This window comes from Pseudomonas sp. Pseusp49, from assembly GCF_059491875.1.
This window is the reverse complement of record NZ_CP168514.1, coordinates 5,092,449-5,111,920: the sequence shown is the minus strand read 5'-3', so window position 1 is coordinate 5,111,920 and position 19,472 is coordinate 5,092,449. Positions and strand designations below refer to the sequence as shown.

The following is a 19,472-nucleotide window of genomic DNA, read 5'->3' as shown; positions in this document are numbered from 1 at the left end:
GGCGTTTTCTTCGCCCTCATCAACAGGAATTAAAATGAGCGAAAGCTTTGCGGAACTCTTTGAAGAAAGCCTAAAAACCCTGAACCTTCAGGCAGGCTCCATCATCACCGGTGTTATCGTTGATATCGATTACCAGGCTCGCTGGGTAACCGTTCACGCTGGCCTGAAGTCTGAAGCACTCATCCCGCTTGAGCAGTTCTACAACGACGCTGGCGAACTGAACATCAACGTCGGTGACGAAGTTCACGTTGCTCTGGACTCGGTTGAAGACGGCTTTGGCGAAACCAAGCTGTCCCGTGAAAAAGCCAAGCGCGCTGAATGCTGGATTGTTCTGGAAGCAGCCTTCGCAGCCGAAGAAGTGGTCAAGGGCGTTATCAACGGTAAGGTTAAAGGCGGCTTCACTGTCGACGTTAACGGCATCCGTGCGTTCCTGCCAGGTTCTCTGGTTGACGTCCGTCCAGTGCGCGACACCACGCACCTGGAAGGCAAAGAGCTGGAATTCAAGGTCATCAAGCTGGACCAGAAGCGCAACAACGTTGTCGTTTCCCGTCGCAGCGTCCTGGAAGCCGAGAACTCCGCCGAGCGCGAAGCTCTGCTGGAATCCCTGCAGGAAGGCCAACAAGTCAAAGGTATCGTCAAGAACCTCACCGATTACGGCGCATTCGTCGATCTGGGTGGCGTCGATGGCCTGCTGCACATTACCGACATGGCTTGGAAGCGTATCAAGCATCCTTCCGAAATCGTCAACGTTGGCGACGAGATCGATGTCAAGGTTCTGAAGTACGATCGCGAGCGCAATCGTGTTTCCCTGGGCCTGAAGCAGCTGGGCGAAGATCCATGGGTTGCTATCAAAGCCCGTTACCCAGAAAGCACTCGCGTTACCGCGCGTGTAACCAACCTGACCGACTACGGCTGCTTCGCTGAGCTGGAAGAAGGCGTTGAAGGTCTGGTGCACGTTTCCGAAATGGACTGGACCAACAAGAACATCCATCCTTCGAAAGTCGTACAAGTCGGCGACGAAGTGGAAGTCATGGTTCTGGATATCGACGAAGAGCGTCGTCGTATCTCCCTGGGCATCAAGCAGTGCAAATCCAACCCATGGGAAGATTTCTCTGGCCAGTTCAACAAGGGCGATAAAATCTCCGGCACCATCAAGTCGATCACCGATTTCGGTATCTTCATTGGTCTGGACGGCGGCATCGACGGTCTGGTTCACCTGTCCGACATCTCCTGGAACGAAGTGGGCGAAGAAGCCGTACGCCGCTTCAAGAAGGGCGACGAGCTGGACACCGTTATCCTGTCGGTTGACCCAGAGCGCGAGCGCATCTCCCTGGGTATCAAGCAACTGGAAAGCGATCCGTTCTCCGAGTACGTTCAAGAGAACGACAAAGGCGCCATCGTTAAAGGCATCGTGAAGGAAGTTGACGCTAAAGGCGCCATCATCACTCTGGCCGACGATATCGAAGCGACTCTGAAAGCCTCCGAAATCAGCCGTGACCGCGTTGAAGACGCGCGCAACGTTCTGAAAGAAGGCGAAGAAGTAGAAGCCAAGATCATCAGCGTTGACCGCAAGAGCCGTGTAATCCAGCTCTCGATCAAGTCGAAAGACGTTGAAGACGAGAAAGAAGCAATCCAGAGCCTGCGCGACAAGCCAGTAGCTACTGATGCTCCTGTGGCCACCACTCTGGGTGACCTGCTGCGTGCACAAATGGAAAAGCAGAACTAAGTTCTGACTTTCTGTAAAAAAGGGCGACTTCGGTCGCCCTTTTTTTGTATGCTAATTTTGATGCGTCCCGTGTAAATGTCATTAGCTCGCAAAATTATAGGCGCTATGAATTCAATCCTTCGACTCTCGGAGCAGCATTCTTGACTCCCTCACAAAAGATACTGATCACCGGAGCTACCGGCTTTATCGGGCAGGAGCTTCTGCAGCAACTCATAACAAAAAAGAATGCGGATCTCATTGCGCTGGTACGCAGTCAGAGTCAGAAAGTTCCGAGCGAAGTAGCTCAAGTCATAATCAACAGTAATGTATCCTGGGCTGATGCGCCTTTTCCTGAGGGGGTCACCACGCTGATCCACCTTGCCGGTCGCGCGCACGTATTGAAAGAAACCTCGAGTTCGCCTCTCGATCTCTATCGCGCAGACAATGTTGAGTTCACATTGAATCTGGCTCGAAAGGCACTGGCCACTGGCGTGAAGCGCTTCATTTTTATTAGCTCCATTGGCGTGAACGGATCAAGCACAACAAGCACGCCATTCGATGAGTCCTCAATACCTGCCCCCAAGGCGGACTATGCGATATCCAAGTGGGAAGCGGAACAAGGTCTGCGTGAGCTTCTGAAGGGTTCTGATATGGAACTCGTAATCATTCGTCCACCGCTTGTGTATGCTGGCCACGCCCCTGGAAACTTTCGGCGTTTATTGAAACTGGTTGCTACTGGCCTGCCGTTGCCACTTGCATCGGTCGATAATTGCCGCAGCATGGTGTCATTGCGAAACCTGGTGGATTTCATTTCTCTGTGTATTGAGCATCCAGCGGCTGCTAACGAAACGTTCCTGATTTCTGATGGGGTAGATCTTTCCACGCCCCAGATAGTCAAGCGCTTGGCGGAAGGAATGGGTAAGCGGATCTCGCTCGTGCCTATGCCGCCAGGACTTATGCGTTGGGGCGCTCGCGTTGCGGGGTTGGGAGGTGCCTTTGAACAGCTCTGTGGTTCTCTGGTAGTGGACTCCAGTAAAGCCTGCAATCTTCTCGGATGGCGCGCACCGCTCGGTGCAGATCAGGCGGTGATCGAGTCGGGCCGGGATTTCAAAACGATGCACACGAAGGGCGGGTGAGCGGTACTGGTTTCGCCTTCTGTGGATGATGTGACGGTTTCCTTGGGGCCCTTGGCTGGCCTCCTTGTTTTTCTTCAGCCGTGAAACTAGTGCCCATGGCAAGTGGTCCCTTTCTACATCAGCATGAATCGTTTATTTGCAGCTAGTCTTTTGCTTGAGGCGAGCGACAGTCGGGCGGCGTGCCTGACCTAAGGAAGCGAATGAGCAAGCTCATCGTAGTAATAGCGGTACTGATACTGGCTGGCTGCGGTACTAATGCCAAGACTCACGCGGTGCATGGGGTCAGTGGTATCGAGATTGATTGTTCGGGGCTGGGGTCGGGATGGGAGAAATGCCGCAAGCGAGCGAGCGAAGAGTGCAAGGCGGGCAGCTACAAAGTTGTAGCCAGGTCCGATGATGCCAAAGATGAGGATGGGGGCCTCTTTGGCTTCAACCCTGCAGGCTATTTGACGCGCACCATGTTGGTTATCTGTAGGTGAGCGTGAGAGTGCACGATCAGTGTTCCTCTGCTTTGGAAACGGGTATGCCTTTGCTGGTGGAAAATGTCAAAAACTCGGGCTGTTCAAATTGGTCGGGGCGTGCTAAAACCTTTGAAGCGCTTGATCTAGCTGCTTGAAAAAGAAGGGAAAAATATGACGAAGTCGGAGTTGATCGAACGAATAGTCACCCACCAAGGGCTGCTCTCATCCAAGGATGTGGAGCTGGCCATCAAGACCATGCTTGAACAAATGTCCCAATGTCTGGCTACCGGTGATCGCATCGAGATCCGTGGGTTTGGCAGCTTCTCCTTGCACTACAGAGCGCCGCGTGTCGGTCGCAATCCGAAAACTGGTCAGTCAGTCAGTCTCGATGGCAAATTTGTTCCTCATTTCAAGCCGGGGAAAGAGTTGCGTGATCGGGTGAATGAAGAAGAGGAAGGTTACGTTGAGGAGTAGTTGGCGTGCCGGGAGTCGCTTCATGCGGTTTGCGATCACGGGACTGGTGCTGTTGGTAGCGGTCGCGTGTTTACTTTTTGTGTTGGAAAATCAGCAGCTTGTTGTCGTTTCCTTTTTCGGTTTTTCATCCCCCGAGCTGCAGGTATCAATCGTTGGAGTCGTCGCATTCCTGGCCGGAATGATCATGGGCGGGTTGATGGTAGCCGTTTATGCCTTGAGATCCAGGAGGAGAGTGCGGCAAGTTTCTCATTAAGATTGAGGCTAGGTGTTCGAGTGCTCAGTCGGGGTTTTGCTAAGTCGTGTGCTGCGAACGCTCTTTGAGAGGGGGCGCGGTGCGGTTGCAGCTTGAGACCTAGAGTTTTACGTTGATGGTTCTCAATGTCTGTGGTCGTGGAATGTAAAATAATTTTATAAGTAAAAGGCTATCAGTATATGCAGGGCTACTCCAAAGAAAAAAATAATGCAGGTGATTTTGAGTTTCAACGGTTTGTTCGCGCTATTTCACGTCAGAAGTTTATCATTTTAGCTTTTGTTGTCCTTGGGGCTGTCGCTGCAGCGAGCTACGTTTTTCTCGCTACTCCAATTTATGAGGCGAAGGCTTTCGTAATTCCGCCAACTCAAAATGATATTGCCAACTTTAACTACGGGCGAACGAAAGATACGGAGTTGGCGCCTTATAGTGTTAAAGATGTCTACGAGATATACATTCGTCGTTTGCAGGCAGAGTCGCTGCGTCGGGATTTTTTTTACAAGGTCTATCTACCAAGTTTGTCCGAGGATCAGCGTAAAAAGTCCCAGGATGTTTTGTATGCCGATTTCTCTCAGGTGCTACGTGTCGTTTCTCCCATCAAGGAGGCCTCAGACAGATATTTGGTTGTCGTACAGACCAGTAACCCTGAGCAGGCCAGAAATTGGGCCGCAGCGTACATTGCCCAGGCCGGCGATCTGGCTAAAAATGAAATGATCAGGAATCTTTCGATCGAGTCTGAGGTTCGTGCTCGTAATTTGGAGCAGCAGATTAGCTCCGCAAGAGATGCCAGTCGCGTCGCGAAAGAGGACTCGATTGCCAGATTGGCTGAAGCCTTGCGCATTGCCGAGTCGATTGGATTGGCGAAGCCGCCCGCCATTACGCTGAGTCAGTCTGTTATTGCAGGTGGTGAGTCTGGTCAGCTTACGTACATGCGTGGCTCGATAGCGCTGAAGGCGGAAATCGAGAATATGCAGGCCCGCACGTCGGATGACCCGTTCACGGATCGTTTGCGTGAGCTTCAGGGTAAATACAACTTTTTCAAAGGGTTGAAAACTGACGCGGCGGCGGTGTCTGTCTATCGGCAGGACGGAGATGTCGAGCTGCCAGATACCCCGGTCAAGCCTAACAAGGCATTGATCCTTGTCTTGGGTATTATTTCAGGCTTTATTCTGGGTTTGGCGGTCGTATTGTTGCGTGGGTTCTTTGCAGTGAAATCGGAAGATTAAGCTTGATACCCTCTGTCAGTGATATTTCAGTGCCCTGTCGCCGAGCGATAGGGCATTAATTTAGCCCTCGAGCGAAGCTGGGTCCTGTTTCCTGGCGGGCAGTGCCAGGTGGATCGATTTTCGATTTGCCTGTCTGTCCGGATTCGACGAAATCAGGCGTGATATGTTTCTTGGCTCGTATTCGCCCGGCTCAGCGTTTTTTTCGATGGGTGGGGTCGAGCTTTGCTCCGCGGTGTGATATGCAGCGATGGTCGCGGATTGATCGTCGGCAGTTTCCAGTCGTTTCATTGGTGGCTATTATCCCGGACGGCGTGCTGCTCCTCGCAGTTACGCCAAGGGGGGGATATTCTTTCCCGGGCTGCTGAAAATGATTGTGGTTCCCTGCGGAGCTTTCGGTATAATTTCCAGTTTGCGCAGCTATGCCGTACGTTTCTGACGCGCGAGATGTGAAGTGGTTTAACGATCGACTTAATATTGATGAATGGCAAGGGAAAACAATGCTTAAACTCGAAGATGTAAAGTTGGCCATAGTGGGTCTCGGTTATGTGGGCTTGCCGCTGGCGGTTGAGTTTGGCAAAAAAATGCAAGTGGTTGGTTTTGATATCAGCCAGCGACGAATTGAAGCGCTGAAAGCCGGTCATGACGCTACTCTCGAGGTGTCTGATGAAGAGTTGCAGTCCGCATCAGGATTAAGCTTTAGCTCCGCGCTGGATGAGTTGTCTGCCTGCAACGTATTTATTGTTACCGTGCCTACGCCGATCGATGAACACAAGAGACCGGACTTGACGCCCTTGGTTAAAGCGAGCGAGTCCATTGGTCGTGTTCTGAAGAAAGGCGATATCGTTATTTATGAATCAACGGTCTATCCTGGCGCTACCGAGGAAGACTGTGTTCCGGTATTGGAAAAAGTATCCGGTCTCGAATTCAATGTTGATTTTTTTGCAGGCTATAGTCCGGAGCGCATAAACCCGGGCGATAAAGAGCATCGCGTAACTAATATTAAAAAAGTTACAGCGGGTTCAACTCCAGAAGTCGCCGATCTTGTCGATGCGCTGTATAACACGATCATTATTGCTGGCACTCACAAGGCCAAGAGCATCAAAGTTGCCGAAGCTGCAAAAGTTATTGAAAATACACAGCGCGATTTGAATATTGCGCTGATCAATGAGTTGGCATTGATTTTCAATAAAATGGGTATTGATACCGAGGCCGTTTTGGAGGCCGCCGGGACGAAGTGGAACTTCTTGCCATTTCGTCCGGGTCTGGTAGGCGGGCATTGCATCGGTGTAGATCCTTACTACCTGACGCACAAGGCTCAGTCTATTGGTTACCACCCTGAAATCATTCTGGCCGGTCGCCGTTTGAACGACAGTATGGGTGCCTACGTCGTCTCTCAACTAGTCAAGGCAATGCTCAAGCGCAAAATTCATGTTGATGGTGCACGAGTGCTGATTATGGGGTTGACGTTTAAAGAAAACTGCCCTGATCTGCGCAACACCAAAATCATCGACATCGTAAATGAACTCGCTGAATTCAATATTGTTGTTGATGTGTACGACCCGTGGGTAGATGCGGCTGAAGCAGTTCATGAGTACTCGATTACTCCTATCAGTCAACCAGAGGTCAATTCCTACGACGGTATTATTCTGGCTGTGGCACATAACGAGTTTTCCGCGATGGGCGCTGAGAGCATCCGGAGCCTGGGTAAAGCCGAACACGTTCTCTATGACCTCAAGTATCTGCTGGATGCCTCTCAGTCAGATCTGCGTCTGTGATCCTCAGGGTCTGTGAGGACCCTGATTCGTTATCACTGACATAAAAATGCCAAGTCGAGAATTACATGATCCGTTTCGAGAAAGTCAAAGCTGAAATTCAACAGTCTCCCAAGGTTTGGTTGATCACAGGTGTCGCCGGATTTATCGGCTCCAATCTATTGGAGACGCTGCTGCAGTTGGATCAGCGGGTTGTTGGGCTCGATAACTTTGCGACCGGGCATCAACGTAATCTCGACGAAGTGCAGTCGGTAGTGAGCCCGGAGCAATGGGCGCGATTCGTACTGGTGACCGGCGATATCAGAAATATTGAAGACTGCAGAAGGGCGATGACTTTTGATGCGACCACTGGTATCCCGGTGGACTACGTACTGCATCAGGCGGCGCTTGGGTCCGTCCCTCGTTCCATCAATGATCCAATTACCACGAACAGCACCAATATTGATGGCTTTCTGAATATGCTGGTCGCGGCGAAAGACGCGCAGGTGAAGAGTTTTACTTACGCAGCCTCCAGCTCTACGTATGGCGATCACCCGGGACTGCCTAAAGTTGAGGATGTTATCGGAAAACCGCTTTCTCCTTATGCCGTCACGAAATATGTAAACGAACTGTACGCTGAAGTTTTTTCCAGTACCTACGGTTTCAAAACCATTGGTCTTCGTTACTTCAACGTGTTCGGCAAGCGTCAGGATCCAAATGGCGCCTATGCAGCAGTTATTCCCAAGTGGACTGCGGCCATGATCAACAACGAGGAGGTTTTCGTTAATGGTGATGGGGAAACGAGTCGCGATTTCTGCTTTGTAGAGAATGCGGTCCAGGCCAATATTCTGGCTGCCTGTGCGAGTCCTGAAGCAAAAAATAATGTTTATAACGTCGCCGTTGGAGACCGCACGACATTGAATCAGGTCTTTGCTTGTATCAAGGGTGCTTTGTCCAATGTTGATGTCACAACTACGTCTGAAATGGTGTATCGGGATTTCCGTGCCGGTGATGTAAGGCATTCGCAAGCCAATATTGACAAGGCAAAGAATCTGCTGGGCTATCAACCTCTCTTCAATGTTGGCGAAGGTATGTTGAAAGCAGCTGACTGGTACGTTTCGTTCTTCGCAAGAAGTTAACTCTTGTGATTAAAGAGATCTGTGCTATTACAGTTTTGGCAAACAAACTTTGCATGTTTGTTTTGCTGTTCAGCTTGGCCCGAATGTTAGGGGTTGAGTTGTACGGCGTATTCTCTTACCACTACGCGATCGTAACAGGCATCGCGACTGTGGTGGGTGAGTGCTTGAGTGTGGCGCTAAGTCGCTATGCGGTAATGAATGCCGAAAATGTAAACTACAGGACTTCCTTGAGTCTCATGGCATGGGGCGGCATCGTTGTGGGTGCCCTCTGTGTCATTGTTTTCTCAGTGTTCCCGGCCCCCGCGTCCTCCTATGAGCTGAGTGCTGGCTACTTGATGGTCGGCGCGTTTTTCCTCGGGTTTGCCTGTGTTTGCAATTTGACCATAACCGGACTGATGTTCTCGCTTAACACCTCTGGAAGGTGGGTGGCTGCGTTGGCCGCTCATGGTCTGCTCGGATTGCTCCTGGTGCTGGCTATCGCGAAGGTTGAAGGGCGTATAGAGGGTGTCATTTTGACACTTGCACTCTGCACGTTGATCGCTCCTGCGTTCGGTTTTTTTATGATAAAGGCGAGCAGGTTCAGCCATGAAAACGGGGGAGGGCGTGAGTACTTCTCCTTTGCAAAGATGGCAACTCTGCTCTTCCGTTCTGGTGCGCCTGCCATCGCTGGAAGCATGCTTCTGGGGGCACCTGTTCATATCATTTGTCTGATGATATTTGCAAATTCAAGTTTGAATGTTTCTGAAGTGGGCTATTTCAACCTCTTTTTTCTTTTTTATATTCTGGTCACGGTTCTTCCGAGTTCGCTTGCTTCATATGCCATCGTCAAACTGGCCGGCCACGGCAAAAATTCCAGCAAGTTGTATTTGATGCTTGGTGCTGCAGTTTCGATTTGTTTGCCTTTGTTCATGGTTCTGACGCAGAGTTACTGGTTATGTATTCTGGGTAGTAATTTGTGCAGTAAAACCGACCTTCTGGCTTATGCAGTGTTGGCGGGAGGGCTTGGCCTTGTGACTACTATCATTACTCAGATCCTGCACAGCAAAAACCTGACCAAGGTTGTTTTTCTGGCTAGTTGCGTTTATGCGATCGTCTATCTGTCGTCGACGGTTTTTACGGGTATGAAGGGCGATATGTTGGCGATTGATCTTTTCAGGTCATTCATACTGGCCCTGGCTGCACAAATTGTAGTGCTTGCGTCCTTGGGTGGACGTAAGTTGCTGCAATGAAAAATATATTCGATTTGAGACATGCTCACGCTATGCGCATGACGGTAAGTGATGTTGGGGCCAGTGTTGGACCTGGTGGTCGGTTCTGTTGCTTTAATTTTTTGAGTTGGGTTCATGGTTATATTACTGGTTTCGACATGCATGCTGATTTTGATCGTTCAAATCATTTTGTGCCTGATATCCAAAAAATATCTGGTTGCGTTGTACGCAGTCTGCTATTCGGTGCCCTTCCTTGGGCTGGTAAGCAGTCTGTGGAGCGAGACCGTTACGCTTTGGCCGATCGGAGACTATAGTTTTTACCTTGATGAGCAGTTCGTATTCAGACTTTCGCTTGTCTGGTTTCTAGGCGTCGCGGGCGGGCTGACTGCCTACCTGTTGGGCCTTTTGGTGCCTGCCGAAAATTCTTCCTCGCGCCGCAATGCTTTTTTCTCGCCAATCGACTTCAAGTTGGCAGGACTGGTGTTTCTTTCAGTCTCGGTCTTCTTTGTTTTGTTCAGACTGATAAATGTGGAAGCGATGCTCGAGATGTTTGCGGGTGTTGAGGCTGTGGTGGTTTTTTCTATCATTGCGGTTACTGCATTGGCGTTTGCCTATCCATCATGGTACATGCTTACCTTGTCGGCGCTGCTGGTGATGACTTATTCCGTTGCCAACGCGATGACCGGAGATCGGGATTTTGTTGTGTTGGTAGTCGCCTATGTGCTGGGTTTGATGTTTCGCTACAGCCATCTCATCAAATTCAAAACATTGTTGTGTGTTGCGGCTTTTATGCTGGTAGTTCTGAGCAGTGGCGTTATCGTTTCAATGGTGCGCATGGACGTTGATTTAACTACGGATAATATTGAACAATTCTTTTTGTTCAATTCCTGGAATGCAATCATCCTGCCGCTCGTCCAGCAGTTGACAGGCTTCTGGGATGGGGAGCACCTGCGGTACGGTCAGACCTATCTCGATATGTTTCTTTCGCTGGCACCTTCTCCTATCTATACGGCTTTCGGTGTAGTGAAGCCCATTACGGTGGATAACCCGGCCTACTGGTACTTCATTACCGGGATGGGCGGGATCCATGCCGCTGGTGTGGCGTTCGAAAACTTCGGCTTGTTTGGTGTATTCTTCAATGGGTTCATCAGCGTCTGTTTCTTGCGTTTTGTCGATTCGCGCTGGCGCGAAGAAGACTTCTTGCAGCTTTTTCTGTATATGCTTTGTGCTGCATCGGTTATGCACTGGGTTTGGTATGGTGAAATAAGCTTGCTGAATGCGATGGTTTTTTATGTATTGTCATTTGGATTATTCTTCGCGATGAAACTCGTCCGGGTTTTGAAGTGAGTTTAAATATTTTCACTGGAGTGAGAGCGTAGGTATGTGCGGAATTGCGGGAGTTGTCGGGTGGAAGTTGGATCAGCAGAGCGCCTTTGCCGTTGGCAAAATGGTGGATGCGCTGATACATCGCGGGCCCGATGACGGAGCAGTTTGGTCAGATGCCGATAGTGGAGTTTCGCTGGGCCATCGGCGGCTTTCTATTCTGGAGTTGTCGGTACACGGAAGTCAGCCAATGGTGTCCGATAACGAGCGTTTCGTTATTGTGTTCAATGGTGAAATCTATAATTTCAATGAGTTGCGACAAAAACTGATTGACTCCGGTTTGACACGTATCTGGCGTGGTCACTCTGACACGGAAGTACTGCTGGCCGCGATCGAGGCGTGGGGTGTACAAACTACGCTCGAAAATCTGGTCGGCATGTTTGCATTCGCTGTCTGGGACAAAGTCAGCAAGACAATTACGTTAGCCCGGGATCGTATGGGGGAAAAACCCCTGTATTACGGTATTGTCGGTAACCGGTTTGTTTTCTCCTCCGAATTGAAGGCAATCAAGGCGGCCTTTACTGATGATCTGCGCATTGATCGTCATGCACTGGCGAAGTTCGTCAGATTTGGCTATGTTCCAGCCCCTGAGTCTATCTACGAAGGTATCAAGAAACTGGCGCCAGCCCATTATCTTACGATGGACTCTTTTTCTTCCCGGCAGACACCTGTTTCTTACTGGTCGCTGGCGCAATCCAGTGCATTAAGGGATGAGTTGTCGCAGGCTAGTGATAAAGAAGTGGTGGACGTTGTCGGTGAAAGGTTGTCGGCTGCGGTGAAGTCGCAGATGATTGCGGATGTTCCACTCGGTGCGTTCCTGTCCGGTGGGGTGGACTCAAGCCTGATTGTTTCGTTGATGCAGTCGCAAAGTAGTTCAAGTATCAACACTTACACCATCGGCTTCAACGAGCCTGAGTTTGATGAAGCCCCTTATGCGAAGGCGATCGCCAAGCACTTGGGGACGAATCACACTGAATTTTATCTAGGTGCGGACGACGCCGTTTCGATCATTCCGCATTTGCCGGAAATTTACGACGAGCCTTTCGCCGACTCCTCGCAGATACCTACAATCCTGGTTTCCAGGATGACCAAGCAACATGTATCTGTTGCGCTGTCCGGGGACGGCGGTGATGAGCTTTTTGCCGGGTATCCCCGCTACCAGATCACTGCCGGCTTATGGGCGCGTATAGAAAAGCTTCCATTGCCTGCACGCCGTGTCATGGCTTACTCACTTCGGTCACTTTCCTCAAAAGGGTGGGACAACGTCTGCTCTATTTTACCGGGTACGGTACGAGCAAAAGTGAATGGTCGCCGTATCTACAGAATGTCCGAGTTGTTGGCGTCCGAGAGTCTGGCACAGATGTACACCGGTTTGATGTCGCAGTGGCAGCCTGATGACAACGTCGTGCTGGGAGTTGGCGGTCAAGGTCAGGGCGTTGTTTGCTGGGAATCGGCGGACGATTATATTGAGGAAATGCGTCGGTGGGACGTGTCCCAATATTTGCCTGACGATTTGCTGGTTAAAGTAGATCGCGGCGCCATGAGCGCGAGCCTCGAAACCCGCGCGCCATTGCTCGATCATCGAGTTGCGGAACTGGCGTTTTCCTTGTCTTCAGACCAATTGATCAAAAATGGTGTTGGGAAATGGCCGCTTCGTGAGTTGCTGAAACGCTATGTACCCAATTCATTCTTTGATAGGCCGAAGGCGGGCTTCTCCATTCCCCTGGCGCAATGGCTGCGTGGGCCGCTCAGAGAATGGGCGGAAGAATTGTTGACGGAAGAGCGAATCAAGAGAGAGGGTTATTTTAATTGTCAGAAAATTCGTTCGGCATGGGTCCAGCATCAAAACGGAACCTACGATCGCAGTCTTCATTTGTGGAATATTCTAATGTTCCAGTCTTGGCTTGATAAAAATAGTCGTTAATTATATTGAGCAAAGGTGTTCAATGAAGATAGTTTTCAACGCGCTCTCTGCCCGACTTGGCGGAGGTCAGACATACCTGATCAATCTTTTTCAATTTGTTCCCGTCAACGAAGATCTTGAGATTGTTGTCTTCGCCCCGGCTTCACTGAAGCTGCCGGATCATCCCAGGATCCGTCGGGTCGAACCGGCCTGGCCCACAGAAAACCCGATTCTCAGGGCGTTCTGGGAAAAACTGGTGCTGCCCGGTATCTTGAAGGCGGAAAAAGCCGACGTACTGTTTTGCCCCGGTGGGGTAGTCGGCACTCGTGCGCCTGCAGGCTGCAAGGTTGCGACGATGTTTCGGAACATGATCCCGTTTGATCTGCGCGTACGCAAAAGTATCCCGTTGGGGTTACAGCGCCTGAGGAACTGGTTGTTGAACCGCATCATGCTCAAGAGCATGTCGGAAGCTGATTTGACAATCTTCATCTCTAATTACGCACGGAGTGTAATCGAGTCGCTGACCAAGGTGAAAAATGCCGTCACTATCCCCCATGGTATTGGTTCGGTGTTTCGAACTCACAGCGACAGCCCCGTTCGCCCTGATTTTCTTCCGGCGGGTGATTACATTTTATATGTGTCGAGATTTGATGTTTACAAACATCATTATGAGGTTGTCAGTGCCTACGCGAACCTCCCTCAGGAGCTTCGTCAAAGGTTTCCGCTGATTTTCGTGGGTGAAACACATCTGCCAGAGGCCGAGCGCGTAAAAGCGCTGATTTCTACACTTGGGCTGGAAAGTCAGGTGCTGTTATTGGGCGCTATTCCTTATCAGAGCCTTCCTCCTCTGTATCATCACGCCTATCTGAATCTCTTTGCTTCGTCCTGTGAGAACTGTCCGAATATTCTTCTTGAGGCTCTGGCTTCCGGTAGGCCAATGATCTGTTCCAATGTAATGCCAATGCCGGAGTTTGGAGCAGAGGCTGCACTTTATTTTTCGCCGTTTGATTCAAAAAACATAAAAGACGTTCTCTCCGAGGCGTTAACGAGTCCAGATGTTTTGAAGAGATTGTCCACAGCGGCAGTAGCGCAAAGTGAAAAGTTTGACTGGGAAAACACCTCGAGAAAAACGTGGTTCGAGTTGCTGGCTTTGGCCGGGCGCGCAAAGGGAAGTGTTTGAAAGATGAAGATTCTTGTGGTGTCGCAATATTTTTGGCCGGAATTTTTTATTATTAATGATCTGGTCAGGAATTTAACTGCTCAGGGGCACGTCGTAAAGGTTCTCACCGGGAAACCAAACTATCCGGAGGGAGTTGTATTCGACGGTTACAGTGCTACTGGATACCAGGAAGAAATCTACGACTCTTCGGTCAGGGTTTGTCGCGCACCGCTCAGGCCGCGTGGTTCATCGGGCGCAAAAAACCTGCTGTTGAATTATTTGTCTTTCGTTGTGAATGGGCTGAGATACTACCCGCGTGCAGTCAAAGGCGAAAATTTCGATGCGATCTTTGTATTTGCAATGTCTCCTATTACGGCGGCCATCCCAGCCATTTATCTGAAATGGAAGCTCAAGAGCCATCTGGCTGTATGGGTTCAAGATCTGTGGCCGGAGAGCCTGAGTGCAACGGGATTCATCAAGAACAAAACAGCGCTGCGTCTCGCCGGCTGGATGGTGAGAGGCATTTACGCGTTCACCGATACGCTTCTGGTTCAGTCGCGAGCATTTCGTGAGCCGGTTTCCCGCTATGCTGACCCGGGTAAAATTGTGTATTACCCAAACTCCTATCAGGACGTGCCTCCAAGCACTGAGCAAACCCGGATTCCTGCGCCCTTGCTTGCAGAGCTCGAGAATCATTTCTGCCTCGTTTTCGCCGGAAACCTGGGGACTGCCCAGTCGGTTGAAACCCTCGTTGAGGTAGCGGACAAGCTTCGCGGTTTACCCGGCCTTAAAATTGTTCTGGTCGGCAGCGGCAGCATGTTGAGCTGGATCGAAAGTCAGAAGCAATCACGAGCATTGGACAACCTCATCCTTGCCGGACGATTCCCGGCGAGCGAAATGCCGCATTTTTTCAGTCGGGCAGCGGGTTTGTTAGTGACGTTGAAGCAGAATGAGGCGTTCTCCTATACCATCCCCAGTAAAGTCCAGGCTTACCTGGCAGCAGGGAGGCCCATCATTGCTGCACTGGATGGCGAGGGCGCTCGCATCGTTCAGGAGGCCGGGGCTGGTCTGACGAGTCCGGCGCAGGACGCCGAAGGCATGGCGAACAGCATTGAACAACTTTTCCGCATGACTCTGGAACAAAGGGAATCGTTGGGGCAGTCAGGGCGAGCGTACTACCTCGAGCATTTCGAAATGGAGCGGCAAAGCCAGCGCCTGGTCGAGATTCTCTACAGCAGGATTAACGAATTGAAAGGTAGGTCAAAATGAAGGTTCTTGTGTTAGGGATCACCGGAATGCTGGGTAGCACGGTGTTCAGGCAATTCCACGGAAACCCGCACCTTGAGGTGTGGGGCACATTGCGCAACCCGAATGGCGCCAAATACTTCTCTGAAGATACCCACGGTTCGTTGATCAGTAACGTTGACGTGCTTGACCATGATTCCCTGGTTTCGGTGCTGGCACGGGTCAAGCCGGATGTGGTCATCAACTGCGTCGGATTGATCAAGCAGTTGGCCGATGCCAAGGATCCTCTGTCGGCTCTGCCTATCAATGCGATGTTGCCGCACCGCATTGCCAAGCTGTGCGCGCTGTTCGGGGCACGCCTGATTCACATCAGCACCGATTGTGTGTTCTCCGGTCGCAAGGGGTCGTACACCGAAGAGGATATCTCCGACGCGGAAGATCTCTACGGTAAGTCGAAGTATATTGGCGAGCTTCATGCCGAATCGAATGCGATCACCCTGCGGACCTCCATCATTGGTCACGAATTGGGAAGCCAGTATTCGCTGGTGGACTGGTTTCTTTCCCAGAATGGCGCCGTTAAAGGCTATGAAAAGGCCATTTTTTCGGGGTTGCCTACCGTGGAGCTGGCACGTGTCATTCGCGACTATGTAATACCGAATCCGGAGCTTCATGGCCTTTACCATGTATCGGTGGCTCCGATTGACAAGTTGTCTCTTCTGAAGCTGGTAGCGGAAGTTTACGAAAAGGAAATCGATATCATCGCGGACAGTCAAGTTTCCATAGATCGGTCACTGGACTCCTCGAAGTTTCAGGCTGCAACCGGTTACGTTCCACCTTCATGGTTGGAATTGGTTAAATCGATGCGCTCGTTGCGTTGATCATTAAATTCAATCAGGTTTGGGTAGGTAGATATGTTTGATAATAAGGTTTTGATGATCACGGGCGGTACGGGCTCGTTTGGCCATACGGTGTTGAAGCGTTTTCTGGATACCGACGTAAAAGAGATTCGCGTATTCAGCCGTGACGAGAAAAAGCAGGAAGACATGCGCATTGCTTTGTCCAATGACAAAGTGAAGTTCTACATCGGTGACGTACGTGATCGCGATAGCCTTGATCAGGCCATGGTGGGTGTGGATTACATTTTCCACGCCGCGGCCCTGAAACAGGTACCTTCCTGCGAGTTTTACCCGATGGAAGCCGTGCGTACCAACGTCATGGGTACCGAAAACGTTTTGAATGCGGCCATTGCTTCGGGTGTGCAGCGTGTCGTTGTACTGAGTACCGACAAGGCTGTCTATCCGATTAATGCCATGGGTATTTCCAAGGCCATGGCTGAGAAGCTGATGGTTGCCAAGTCGCGGATGATCCCGGCTAAAGGCCCGGTGATCTGCGCAACCCGTTACGGTAATGTCATGGCTTCGCGCGGTTCGGTGATCCCGTTGTTCATCAACCAGCTGCAGAGCGGCGAGCCGCTGACTGTTACCGACCCGAACATGACGCGTTTCCTGATGTCGCTCGAGGATTCTGTCGACCTGGTTCTGCACGCATTCGAACACGCCGAGCAAGGTGATATTTTCGTCCAGAAAGCACCTGCCTCGACAGTGGCGGATCTGGCGCAAGCGCTCAAGGAGCTCTTTGCCCGCGACAATACCGTCAAGGTCATTGGCACCCGTCATGGCGAAAAACTTTACGAGTCGCTGATCTCTCGCGAAGAAATGGCCAAAGCCCAAGACATGGGGCGTTACTACCGCATTCCTTCGGACAATCGTGATCTGAACTACAAGAAGTTCTTTGTTGAAGGCGAGCAGGAAATTTCCGATCTGGACGATTACACCTCGCACAATACTGAGCGTCTGGATGTTGAAGGCGTGAAGAAACTTCTTTTGAACCTGGAATACATTCAGGAGCAACTTGATGCTTAAGGTCATGACGCTGGTCGGTACGCGACCAGAACTTATCAAGATGAGCCGCGTCATTGCCGAGCTTGATAAGCAGGTTAATCATGTGTTGGTTCACTCGGGTCAAAACTATGACTTCGAATTGAACCAGGTTTTTTTCGATGACCTTGAAATTCGCAAGCCTGATTACTTCTTGGGTGCGGCAGGCGATACCGCAGCCAAGACCATCGCCGAAGTGATTTCCAAGGCGGATGAAGTATTTGAGGCCGAGAAGCCTGATGCGCTTTTGCTCTACGGCGATACCAATACCTGTCTGGCCGTCATTGCCGCCAAGCGCCGCAAGATTCCGGTGTTCCATATGGAAGCCGGCAACCGCTGCTTTGATCAGCGCGTGCCTGAAGAACTGAATCGCAAGGTGCTCGATCACCTCAGCGATATCAACATGGTCCTGACCGAGCATGCCCGGCGTTACCTGATTGCTGAAGGGATTCGTCCAGAAACGATCATCAAGACCGGATCGCACATGGAGGAGGTACTCGACTATTACATGCCGAAAATCCTCACATCCGACGTGTTGGCGCGAGAAGGCCTGGAGCAGGACAAGTTCTTCATCATCAGCGCTCACCGAGAGGAGAACGTCGATACGCCGGAAAACCTTCGCGACTTGCTCAAGACGCTGCGAGCCCTGGCCGACAAGTACCAGTACCCGATTATCGTTTCCACGCATCCTCGTACCCGCAAGCGTCTGGAAGCGATTGGTGAATCCCTCGATCACCCATTGATTCGCTTCTCGAAGCCATTCGGTCTACTCGACTACATCAAGTTGCAGATGTCGGCGTTCTGCGTGCTGTCCGATAGCGGCACCATCACCGAAGAAGCTTCTCTTCTGAATCTGCCCGCCATTACCATTCGTAATGCGCACGAGCGTCCGGAAGGGATGGATGAAGGCACTCTCATCATGAGCGGTCTGAAAGTGGAAGGCGTGCTGGATGCCGTACGTGTCGTGACCAGCCAGCATGATCGCAGCCAGCGGGTTATCCCGGTCGTGAGGGATTACCAGGCAGGTCCTGTGTCGAAGCAGGTAGTCCGGGTCGTGTTGAGTTATACCGACTACATCAATCGTACTGTCTGGTCCAAATCCTGAGCGTCGTCCAGGTTTGAAAAGTGCGTGTTTTATTGACTGGTGCTACGGTTTCGTAGATTGCGCGGTTTTGGGTCGTTTTGCGGCCTCTGACGATCTGGAACCGGTGGCAGCTATTCGTGGGCACGCCTTGCCTGACTGTGCGGTTCGTTGCACGTCAATATAAGCAAGACTCGAGAATTGCTGGGCTGGACTCCTCCGATCAGCGTCGATGAGGCGCTTGTCTCGGCTGCTAACTACTACAAGGAAAGGCAGCGCTAAGCTGGCTTATGACAGTGCTGGTTCAATTGCAGAATTGATTGTGGCTGTTTCAGGAAGTTGACCTTTGAACACGATATGGTTGTTGGCGTTGGTGGTGGGTGTTTCATTCTTGGGCACCGGTGTATTGCGCAAATACGCGCTGGCACGCAGCTTGATTGATATTCCTAATGCACGTAGCTCACATTCGGTCCCGACCCCCCGGGGTGGTGGTGTGGCTATCGTCCTGAGCTTTCTGATCGCCTTGCCAGTCCTGGCCTGGACGGATGCGGTCGCCTGGCCGATGGCGCTGGCTCTGCTGGGGGCCGGCGGCTGGATCGCGATCATCGGGTTTCTCGACGATCATGGGCATATTGCCGCGCGTTGGCGCCTGCTTGCGCATTTCGCGGGTGCCATCTGGGCATTGATCTGGATTGGCGGGATGGCGCCGATCAACCTGTTCGGCTACGAGTTCAGTCTCGGCTGGTTCGGGTATGTCATCGGCGCGTTCTATCTGGTCTGGATGCTCAACCTCTACAACTTCATGGATGGTATTGACGGCTTGGCCAGCGTCGAGGCGATTTGTGCCTGTGTCGGAGCTTGCCTGGTCTACTGGATCGCAGGTCACACCAGCCTTGCGATTGCTCCGCTGGTGCTGGCGATGGCCGTATCGGGTTTCCTGGCCTGGAATTTCCCGCCAGCGAAGATTTTCATGGGCGATGCCGGCAGTGGTTTTCTGGGCATAGTGCTGGCGGTGATGTCGCTGTATGCGGCATGGACGAATCCGCTGTTTCTCTGGGCCTGGCTCATTTTGTTGGGCGTCTTCATTGTGGATGCCACCTTTACCCTCATTCGTCGGCTATTGCGTGGGGATAAGGTCTATGAGGCCCATCGCAGCCATGGATACCAGTATGCTTCACGGCAATATGGCAGCCATCGGGTGGTCACGCTGACAATTGCTGCGATCAATTTGTTGTGGTTAGTACCAGTGGCTATATTGGTCGTCATGCAATATATCGATGGCGTGGCAGGTGTGGTCCTGGCCTATGTGCCTCTGGTGTTGCTGGCTTTCAAGTTTCACGCGGGCGAATTGGAAATTGCCGGCAAGGCGTGATGAACGCATTGGTTTTTGAGTATTGCTTTGTCGGTAAATGAG

The 19,472-nt window shown here is 51.3% G+C and carries 18 protein-coding genes and 1 pseudogene; 18 read left to right on the top strand and 1 reads right to left on the bottom strand.

What is annotated here, in order from left to right; genetic code table 11:
- The first annotated feature begins 34 nt into the window (after positions 1-34).
- The 6 genes from rpsA to ACEN83_RS22625 all read left to right on the top strand — a co-directional run bounded on the left by rpsA (position 35) and on the right by ACEN83_RS22625 (position 5,252).
- Positions 35-1,726, top strand: a complete 1,692-nt coding sequence (rpsA, locus tag ACEN83_RS22650; RefSeq protein WP_007973639.1) for a 30S ribosomal protein S1 — start codon at positions 35-37, stop codon at positions 1,724-1,726.
- Positions 1,727-1,866: 140 nt separating this feature from the next.
- A complete protein-coding gene (locus tag ACEN83_RS22645; protein ID WP_495578501.1) occupies positions 1,867-2,841 on the top strand; it encodes an NAD-dependent epimerase/dehydratase family protein in 975 nt (324 codons plus the stop codon).
- Positions 2,842-3,041: 200 nt separating this feature from the next.
- Entirely contained in the window at positions 3,042-3,320 is a 279-nt protein-coding gene (locus ACEN83_RS22640; protein WP_495578500.1) for a hypothetical protein, read from the top strand.
- A gap of 153 nt (positions 3,321-3,473) precedes the next feature.
- Positions 3,474-3,776 carry an integration host factor subunit beta gene (gene ihfB, locus ACEN83_RS22635; protein ID WP_102700288.1) on the top strand — a complete coding sequence of 101 codons (303 nt, stop codon included), beginning with the start codon at positions 3,474-3,476 and terminating at the stop codon, positions 3,774-3,776.
- A gap of 22 nt (positions 3,777-3,798) precedes the next feature.
- Complete coding sequence (locus tag ACEN83_RS22630) at positions 3,799-4,029, top strand: lipopolysaccharide assembly protein LapA domain-containing protein (RefSeq protein WP_173900816.1); 231 nt, start codon at positions 3,799-3,801, stop codon at positions 4,027-4,029.
- Between the two features lie 179 nt (positions 4,030-4,208).
- Positions 4,209-5,252: an LPS O-antigen chain length determinant protein WzzB gene (locus tag ACEN83_RS22625; RefSeq protein WP_495578499.1), complete on the top strand. Its 1,044-nt coding sequence runs from the start codon at positions 4,209-4,211 to the stop codon at positions 5,250-5,252.
- Positions 5,253-5,312: 60 nt separating this feature from the next.
- On the opposite strand, the gene ACEN83_RS22620 is transcribed toward ACEN83_RS22625, so the two are convergent.
- The gene (locus ACEN83_RS22620; protein ID WP_495578498.1) at positions 5,313-5,540 is read right to left on the bottom strand and encodes a hypothetical protein; all 228 of its coding nucleotides are present in this window, start codon (positions 5,538-5,540) and stop codon (positions 5,313-5,315) included.
- A gap of 209 nt (positions 5,541-5,749) precedes the next feature.
- Here ACEN83_RS22620 and tviB point away from each other — a divergent pair, with 209 nt between their 5' ends.
- The 12 genes and pseudogenes from tviB to ACEN83_RS22560 all read left to right on the top strand — a co-directional run bounded on the left by tviB (position 5,750) and on the right by ACEN83_RS22560 (position 19,430).
- Entirely contained in the window at positions 5,750-7,027 is a 1,278-nt protein-coding gene (gene tviB / locus ACEN83_RS22615) for a Vi polysaccharide biosynthesis UDP-N-acetylglucosamine C-6 dehydrogenase TviB (RefSeq protein WP_495578497.1), read from the top strand.
- Positions 7,028-7,092: 65 nt separating this feature from the next.
- Positions 7,093-8,142 carry an NAD-dependent epimerase/dehydratase family protein gene (locus ACEN83_RS22610; RefSeq protein WP_495578496.1) on the top strand — a complete coding sequence of 350 codons (1,050 nt, stop codon included), beginning with the start codon at positions 7,093-7,095 and terminating at the stop codon, positions 8,140-8,142.
- A 5-nt stretch (positions 8,143-8,147) separates the two neighbouring features.
- Positions 8,148-9,371, top strand: coding sequence for an MATE family efflux transporter (locus ACEN83_RS22605; protein ID WP_495578495.1), 1,224 nt, complete (start codon positions 8,148-8,150; stop codon positions 9,369-9,371).
- Between the two features lie 141 nt (positions 9,372-9,512).
- On the top strand, positions 9,513-10,697 hold the full coding sequence (locus ACEN83_RS22600; protein WP_495578494.1) for a hypothetical protein: 1,185 nt from the start codon (positions 9,513-9,515) through the stop codon (positions 10,695-10,697).
- A gap of 34 nt (positions 10,698-10,731) precedes the next feature.
- Complete coding sequence (gene asnB, locus ACEN83_RS22595; RefSeq protein ID WP_495578493.1) at positions 10,732-12,657, top strand: asparagine synthase (glutamine-hydrolyzing); 1,926 nt, start codon at positions 10,732-10,734, stop codon at positions 12,655-12,657.
- A gap of 22 nt (positions 12,658-12,679) precedes the next feature.
- Positions 12,680-13,816, top strand: a complete 1,137-nt coding sequence (locus ACEN83_RS22590; protein ID WP_495578492.1) for a glycosyltransferase family 4 protein — start codon at positions 12,680-12,682, stop codon at positions 13,814-13,816.
- Positions 13,817-13,819: 3 nt separating this feature from the next.
- Entirely contained in the window at positions 13,820-15,064 is a 1,245-nt protein-coding gene (locus ACEN83_RS22585; RefSeq protein WP_495578491.1) for a glycosyltransferase family 4 protein, read from the top strand.
- On the top strand, positions 15,061-15,918 hold the full coding sequence (locus ACEN83_RS22580; protein ID WP_495578490.1) for a dTDP-4-dehydrorhamnose reductase family protein: 858 nt from the start codon (positions 15,061-15,063) through the stop codon (positions 15,916-15,918). Before ACEN83_RS22585 ends, ACEN83_RS22580 begins: the two co-directional genes overlap by 4 nt.
- 33 nt (positions 15,919-15,951) lie before the next feature.
- Positions 15,952-16,962, top strand: a complete 1,011-nt coding sequence (locus tag ACEN83_RS22575; RefSeq protein WP_495578489.1) for a polysaccharide biosynthesis protein — start codon at positions 15,952-15,954, stop codon at positions 16,960-16,962.
- Positions 16,955-18,082, top strand: a complete 1,128-nt coding sequence (wecB, locus tag ACEN83_RS22570; protein WP_015093996.1) for a non-hydrolyzing UDP-N-acetylglucosamine 2-epimerase — start codon at positions 16,955-16,957, stop codon at positions 18,080-18,082. Before ACEN83_RS22575 ends, wecB begins: the two co-directional genes overlap by 8 nt.
- Before the next feature lie 135 nt (positions 18,083-18,217).
- Positions 18,218-18,340 (top strand): annotated as a pseudogene (locus ACEN83_RS22565) (NAD-dependent dehydratase); the annotation flags it as partial.
- 64 nt (positions 18,341-18,404) lie between these two features.
- Positions 18,405-19,430: an MraY family glycosyltransferase gene (locus ACEN83_RS22560; RefSeq protein WP_495578488.1), complete on the top strand. Its 1,026-nt coding sequence runs from the start codon at positions 18,405-18,407 to the stop codon at positions 19,428-19,430.
- Positions 19,431-19,472: the final 42 nt, after the last annotated feature.

What these genes read in the sequence shown, in the direction of transcription:
- rpsA (WP_007973639.1), top strand. Translation starts at nt 35, where the DNA reads ATGAGCGAAAGCTTTGCGGAACTCTTTGAAGAAAGCCTAAAAACCCTG.
- ACEN83_RS22640 (WP_495578500.1), top strand. Translation starts at nt 3,042, where the DNA reads ATGAGCAAGCTCATCGTAGTAATAGCGGTACTGATACTGGCTGGCTGC.
- ihfB (WP_102700288.1), top strand. Translation starts at nt 3,474, where the DNA reads ATGACGAAGTCGGAGTTGATCGAACGAATAGTCACCCACCAAGGGCTG.
- ACEN83_RS22630 (WP_173900816.1), top strand. Translation starts at nt 3,799, where the DNA reads ATGCGGTTTGCGATCACGGGACTGGTGCTGTTGGTAGCGGTCGCGTGT.
- ACEN83_RS22625 (WP_495578499.1), top strand. Translation starts at nt 4,209, where the DNA reads ATGCAGGGCTACTCCAAAGAAAAAAATAATGCAGGTGATTTTGAGTTT.
- ACEN83_RS22620 (WP_495578498.1), bottom strand. Translation starts at nt 5,540, where the DNA reads ATGAAACGACTGGAAACTGCCGACGATCAATCCGCGACCATCGCTGCA.
- tviB (WP_495578497.1), top strand. Translation starts at nt 5,750, where the DNA reads ATGCTTAAACTCGAAGATGTAAAGTTGGCCATAGTGGGTCTCGGTTAT.
- ACEN83_RS22610 (WP_495578496.1), top strand. Translation starts at nt 7,093, where the DNA reads ATGATCCGTTTCGAGAAAGTCAAAGCTGAAATTCAACAGTCTCCCAAG.
- ACEN83_RS22600 (WP_495578494.1), top strand. Translation starts at nt 9,513, where the DNA reads ATGCTGATTTTGATCGTTCAAATCATTTTGTGCCTGATATCCAAAAAA.
- asnB (WP_495578493.1), top strand. Translation starts at nt 10,732, where the DNA reads ATGTGCGGAATTGCGGGAGTTGTCGGGTGGAAGTTGGATCAGCAGAGC.
- ACEN83_RS22590 (WP_495578492.1), top strand. Translation starts at nt 12,680, where the DNA reads ATGAAGATAGTTTTCAACGCGCTCTCTGCCCGACTTGGCGGAGGTCAG.
- ACEN83_RS22585 (WP_495578491.1), top strand. Translation starts at nt 13,820, where the DNA reads ATGAAGATTCTTGTGGTGTCGCAATATTTTTGGCCGGAATTTTTTATT.
- ACEN83_RS22580 (WP_495578490.1), top strand. Translation starts at nt 15,061, where the DNA reads ATGAAGGTTCTTGTGTTAGGGATCACCGGAATGCTGGGTAGCACGGTG.
- ACEN83_RS22575 (WP_495578489.1), top strand. Translation starts at nt 15,952, where the DNA reads ATGTTTGATAATAAGGTTTTGATGATCACGGGCGGTACGGGCTCGTTT.
- wecB (WP_015093996.1), top strand. Translation starts at nt 16,955, where the DNA reads ATGCTTAAGGTCATGACGCTGGTCGGTACGCGACCAGAACTTATCAAG.